This window comes from Planktothrix sp. FACHB-1355, from assembly GCF_014748295.1.
Taxonomy (GTDB): domain Bacteria; phylum Cyanobacteriota; class Cyanobacteriia; order Cyanobacteriales; family Aerosakkonemataceae; genus Aerosakkonema; species Aerosakkonema funiforme_A.
The window spans coordinates 1-6,050 of record NZ_JACJUP010000325.1; the positions used below are offsets into that span (position 1 = coordinate 1).

Sequence of the window (6,050 nt, forward strand, 5' to 3'; positions counted from 1 at the left end):
AGTATAATATATATAGTTAGGACACTTCATTACTTTTACCTAAAATCTTTACTGTCACTAACAAATTTTTTCGGATTTTTAACCGCAGATGAACGCAGATGTAGGCGATAGCCTTGCCGTAGGCTACGCAGATAAATTTTAGATTTTTCTGGGTTTATCTAGGTAGTCTGTGGTAAGGATTGCCTTTGGGAAGGGTGATTGCACGGCTACTCTTAACCCAATATACCTCTCCAGAAAAGAATCTCAAAGGGCAGGCAGGATGCCTACCCCACAAGAATTTTTGGAGATGTCTAATGGCAGGGTGCTGAATTAGGAACTAATCCAAAATCCTTGCATCGCCTGACGTTCGCTTTGTAATTCAGGAAAAATCGACACATGGCTTTAAATATCGCCAAACTAAACCATAAAATTTCTGTGCTGGAGTTAGTTAAATTGTGGGAAGATAACCACAACAGCATCATTATTAATCTTCAGCATTTGCGGGATAACTATCAACGCCAAGGGTTGAAGAAAATTCCCGGTTCCAGAGACGAAAAGGGCAATCTTGTCCCGCCTTTGCTGAAAGGTGAATTTACCGATGGTGGCGAGTATGTGCGTGCGATCGCATTTAAACTCAATCGCAATACCGCAACTATCAATATGCTGACTTCCAGACCGTTTAAGCTGGTCAATGGTGAAGATGGAAACCAAATTACCGAAGTCGCCGGTTTGCTATTTACCGATCTCGAAACTTTCAATAACTACACTATTGTCAGGGATGGCGACATAAATGTCAAGTCGCTACAAGTCAAATTCTCCAGCCAGAAAGTGTTCGATCTTTTCAAAGAAAAAGGCGTAGTTGAAAAATCCGGCAATCCAGTCGAAAACTATGATTTTCGTGCTGAATACACGATCTGTTTCGACAATTTACCTCTAGTACCTGAAAAAGTCCATTACAACCATCTTAACGGCGTGTTTGACGAGTTAGCCGAAGTGAAAGTACTTGCCAGTATCTTATCGGCTTTCTTGAAGAAAGAATCCGATACTTACATACCCGAACAAGTGGAGGAATTGAAAAAGCACTATCTCTCGAAAAACCTGTATATCAACTTTCCGAAAACGACAGAGTATGCTTCTCTAGATTCAGCGCTTGCTAACGGCACTGTTGATTTTCGGAAAAGCTACAAAGTCGATATCGGCAGCAAAGATATCCTCAATTTCGGCAAACTTCCTTCAGCCAATAAATTCCTCGATCGCATATACGAGGCGTACAATCGAGATACTGGCGAGAAGGTGGAAAAACCCACATTCGATATCGCCTTGAATGCGAACATTATCTTCGCGCACAAAACCCTGTCATCGCGCACCAAGATCACCAAAGTTGACGAGTTGATGCAGCCAATTTTTGATGATTTTCTCGGTATGGAAGATAACGGTAGCGTTGCCGCTATCTTATCAAAAGTTGGCGCAGATAACCTGATGCCAATGTTGCAGGCAAAATGGAACGGAGAAAAAGTCAATCGCGACGAATTTGTAGCTGCTTTGACAGCGGCAAATGAGCAACTGGAGGACTATGTAGAAAAAGTTTATCGGGAAAAAATTAGTCCCCTAGTTTTCTACATCGGTTCTACCGGACATTTACCAGATGATATCGACGCGGTAGCGCAAACGGCGGCAGAAATTGGTGGTAAATATCCCAACTTGCAATTCTCCAAATATGAGCGAGAAGGAACGTTTTTTGAGGTTGGCGATACGATTATTAGCGTGTATGCTAAATATGAGTATTACACAGTAAAAACGCCTGCGTAATATTTGTTTTATGCCTCGTGACCGGATTGACCCCGGTCACGAAAATACACAACCTCTGCCTCTTATTTTATCCCCCATACCATCATGCAGAAATCGCCGCGCCTTTTGCGTCTAACTATGCTATTATGTCTCGTTGCTCTGATTGGATCGGTAGCACTCAATTTCCGCCTATTCTTTGCAGCAAGACATTACTATATTCTCCTAAATCAAACCAACTTAGATCCGCTGGGTTTGCAGCATTTTCGCGCTAAATCCAGTCAGCGGGATGTGAGTAATACCGCCACAGCAAATGTGGTGTTCTTTGGCGATTCGCGAGCTGAAGAATGGCCTTTTCCAAGTGGGTTAAAAGGTTTTTCCTTTGCGAACAGAGGTATTACCGGTCAAACTTCCAGTCAAGTGCTGGAAAGGTTTGATAAGCACGTTTTACCGTTGCGTCCGAAAATTATTGTCGTGCAAGTCGGTATCAACGATTTGAAAACGATACCGCTGTTTCCTCGCCAAAAAGCCAGTATTATCGCTAATTGTAAGGATAATATAGGGGAAATTGTGAAGCGATCGCACTCTCTCGGTACTACAGTTATCCTCACAACTATTTTCCCCGTTGCTGAGGTGCCGTTAGCACGCAGACCGTTTTGGTCATCGGAGGTCGATCGCGCTATTCTAGAAGTAAACTCTTACATATATTCTTTGCAAGCGCCGAATGTGATAATTCTGGATACTTATGCGCTTCTCGCGGAAAAAGGCAAAGGCAAAAATAAGTTCTATCGCGATACTTTGCATACCAACGCCAAGGGGTATGAGGTTCTGAATAAAGAACTGGCAAAAATATTAGCAGGAATCAAAATAGAGAAATAGTAGGGTAGATTTTAACACACCCTAATAATTTTTTTCAGAATTTGCTTTTAAGATTTAGAAGCTGTAGCAGTATTAGTAGTTTCGGCTTTTTGATTCTGAGATGTCTAAAAAACTCACAATAATTTTAACAAAACTTCAATAAAAATTTGGCAATTTCCAAATAAGAGAGTAATATAGTACTGAATCAGCTTGAATTATAAAAATTGCTTGTTGTTGAAGAAATATTAAATGAACGCAAAAACAAAAATACTGTTCATCGCTCTAGATGCAGCAGATAAGGATTTGATTACTCAGTGGACTGATGAAGGCTTACTTCCTACTTTTAAATCGCTTTTTGAGAAAGCAGCTTGGGGAATTACTAACAATCCAGTCGGACTTTATGTTGGCGCTATTTGGCCTTCTTTTGCCACAGCAGTTGACGCCGCCAAGCATGGTTGCTACTGTTACAGTCAAATAAATTCAGGTAGTTATATCACTACTAAATATAGCGTATTTGACTTAAAAGGAGAAATGTTTTGGGATACTTTGAGTCGTGCCGATAAGAAAGTTGCCATTATCGATCTTCCCAGAACTCCTCCTACTGAAAATGTGAATGGTATCCACATAGTTGACTGGCTGACTCACGATCCGGATATCGTTGATAAGCTTTATACTTGGCCGCGATCGCTAGCCGCAGAGATAGAAGCAAATTACGGTCGAGATCCGATTGGCTATTGCAATCGGATCTCCCGGAGTGCAGCAGGATACCAACATTTTCGCGATGATTTAGTAAAGAGAGCAGAAACAAAAGAAGCTCTTTCCAGTCAATTTTTATCCCAAGAAAGCTGGGATTTATTTCTGACAGTTTTTAGCGAAAGCCATTGCGTCTGACATCAGTGTTGGAGCCTTCACGACCCTACTCATCCAAAACACGATAAAGCGATCGCTGATGCTGTTGGTAATCCCATCAAAGATGTATATATCGCTCTTGATGCTGCTGTTGGCAGACTTTTACAACAGGTGGGAGAGGAAACCACAGTATTTGTTCTTGCCAGTCATGGCATGGGGCCACATTACGACGGTACGTTTATTTTAGATGACATTCTGCGCCGTCTGAAAAATGTTAAAATGCCTACTATAGGCAATCAAGTTTCTCAAGTTTTGAGTTCATCTTGGGAACAAACTCCTATTTTACGAGAGATTTTAAAACCTCTGCGAAATTACATCTGGAAGCCTTTACGAAATCGCTTTTGGAAAAGTGACAAACCAGTTCGAGAAGCTTTGAAAGAACCTGATAATAGCAGTCGCAAATGTTTGACAATTCCTAACAACGATACTTATGGAGGAATTCGGATAAATCTGGTGGGTCGCGAACCAAAAGGAAAGATAAACCCTGGTTCGGAATACGAAGCTTTTTGCCAACATCTGACGGAAGATTTGATGGCTGTTGTCAATGTCGATACTGGTAAACCATTGGTTTCTAAAGTTATCCGAACGGCAGATTTTTATAAAGGAGAAATGATGGCGCATCTACCGGATTTGATGGTAGAATGGAATCGGGAAGCACCGATTTCTAAAGTTTATTCTCCTAAAATTGGGACAATTGAGAAAACTTTTACTGGCGTCCGCACAGGAGATCATAAAGGGGATGGGTTAGTGTTTGCGATCGGCCCATCAATTCAACCGGGTCAGATCCAAGAATCGATTTCGGTGATGGATTTCGCACCGACAATTGCTTCTATATTAGAAGTACCGCTGACCGATGTTGATGGAAAAGCGATCGAAGCTTTTTGTGGAAAAGTTTTGATAAATAATTAATATAGCGGTTTTCAACAGTACAAAGAAACCCGATTTCTTCAACAATACCTTCGCCATTTTGTTGTAGGTTGGGTTTCGCTTCTCTCAATCCTACCTACGAATCTTATTCCCTTCTAGCTGAAAACGGCAAGAATAAGTACGATCTCGATACGCTGCATCTCAACGCCAAGGGATATGATGTTTTACATAAAGAATTGACAGTAGCTTCTATTTTTTTAAACGACGGAAAACATAACCTACAAAACGCCGACTTTGAACAAGTCGATCGCGCAACCCTATTAAAGTACGCTTGTGATAAGATTTGGGTGCAAGCTGAAACGAATAATTATAAGTGCTGCGAAGTCCTGCGGGAATGTTAGCTGAAGTAACTTCGGCAAACACTCGTGTTAGTTCCGCAGCTAAGCTAGCAAAACCCAATTCTTCTGCTATTTTTACGATTAAATCGCCGCTACGCTTGACATAGCGCAGTCGTTTCTCGAAATTAGCGCAGTAAAGAATTCCCAAATCTAAATGATCTTCCAATTCATTTGCCAAGAGCATCAAAAGCACGTGGCGATCGCTAGGAGTAAGGGTATTCAAATTTTGCGCGATCGCCGATATGCTTTCTTCGTTCCACGCCAAAGCAGTATATTTAGCAATGTATTTTTCTACATCCTTACCAACAGCACGCCTTACTTGTTCCTGCTTGCTGTTGGATATACCGATTCCCCCATCTCCAAAGTCACCCTGCATATAAGCGGCGTGCAACAAACCAGCAGCTACCACCTCTACAGGTGCATCAACAGAAGCTAGGATGCTAGCAGTGCCTACTAAATGAGCGATAAAAGTTTTGCCGTCTCCTCGAAAGTAACCTGTAAATAGAGACATTGCTAGCTGGTATGCTTTTAGAATACAGCTTAGTTCTGTTTCTGAATAACCCTGTCTAGAAAGTTGAGCGAACAGTTGAATGTTTGTTTGAGCAAAGGGATACATTGCTTTTTTGCTTAAGATTTAGAAACTGTAGCTTTGGTGACGGTTTCTTCTTTTTGTTTCTGGGTTTTATTTGGCGACTGACGGACTAAAATTTTGTTCAACAGCTTTTCGATCGGCATCAAAATATTTTGATTGAGCCAAGCACCGCGTTTGATTGGTAAAAATTGACGAATCGACTCTCTAATCGTTCTTTGTCGATGACGATTTAACCAGATATAATGACCTTTCAGGCAAGGGTCATCTTCTGATAAATTCCATTTCTCCCGGAAATAATTTAAGCTGTCGCGATTCCAAGCTTCACTCCAACGCAGGAAGAAGAAAGGTAAATCTGACAATGCGAACGGGGGTGGTGCAACGTAACTGACGATCGAATTCGGCTCAAAATAAATAGTACCGCCGTTTTCCCGAACCTCCAAACACAAATCCCAATGTTCTCCCGTACTCAAAAATTTTTCATTCAAACCGATCTTTTCAAATATTTCGGTACGCGCCAATATACAATGAAACTCGAGCAATTCAGTTTCTTCTCGCCGCAGTTCAGAACTTACTTTATCAATTGGTTTTCTGGCGAAGCGATGTTGTTCAAAAAACTGTCGTTTACCCTGCTTGTCTCGGAAGTGTGCAAAACCTCCTGCCAT

General features: G+C 41.4%; 3 protein-coding genes and 2 pseudogenes. 3 read left to right on the forward strand and 2 right to left on the reverse strand.

Annotation, left to right across the window (positions count from 1 at the left end; genetic code table 11):
• Nucleotides 1-375 precede the first annotated feature (375 nt).
• From H6S82_RS14935 to H6S82_RS33565, 3 genes and pseudogenes are all read left to right on the forward strand, one after another.
• Nucleotides 376-1,788: a hypothetical protein gene (locus tag H6S82_RS14935; RefSeq protein WP_190462756.1), complete on the forward strand. Its 1,413-nt coding sequence runs from the start codon at nt 376-378 to the stop codon at nt 1,786-1,788.
• Nucleotides 1,789-1,872: 84 nt separating this feature from the next.
• Entirely contained in the window at nt 1,873-2,643 is a 771-nt protein-coding gene (locus H6S82_RS14940) for a GDSL-type esterase/lipase family protein (RefSeq protein ID WP_190462754.1), read from the forward strand.
• A 228-nt stretch (nt 2,644-2,871) separates the two neighbouring features.
• Nucleotides 2,872-4,440, forward strand: a pseudogene (locus tag H6S82_RS33565) (alkaline phosphatase family protein).
• A 207-nt stretch (nt 4,441-4,647) separates the two neighbouring features.
• Here H6S82_RS33565 and H6S82_RS14955 read toward each other — a convergent pair.
• Both H6S82_RS14955 and H6S82_RS14960 read right to left on the reverse strand, forming a co-directional pair.
• Nucleotides 4,648-5,412, reverse strand: a complete 765-nt coding sequence (locus H6S82_RS14955; RefSeq protein WP_190462749.1) for a DUF6817 domain-containing protein — start codon at nt 5,410-5,412, stop codon at nt 4,648-4,650.
• Nucleotides 5,413-5,423: 11 nt separating this feature from the next.
• Nucleotides 5,424-6,050 (reverse strand): annotated as a pseudogene (locus tag H6S82_RS14960) (glycosyltransferase family 2 protein); the annotation flags it as partial.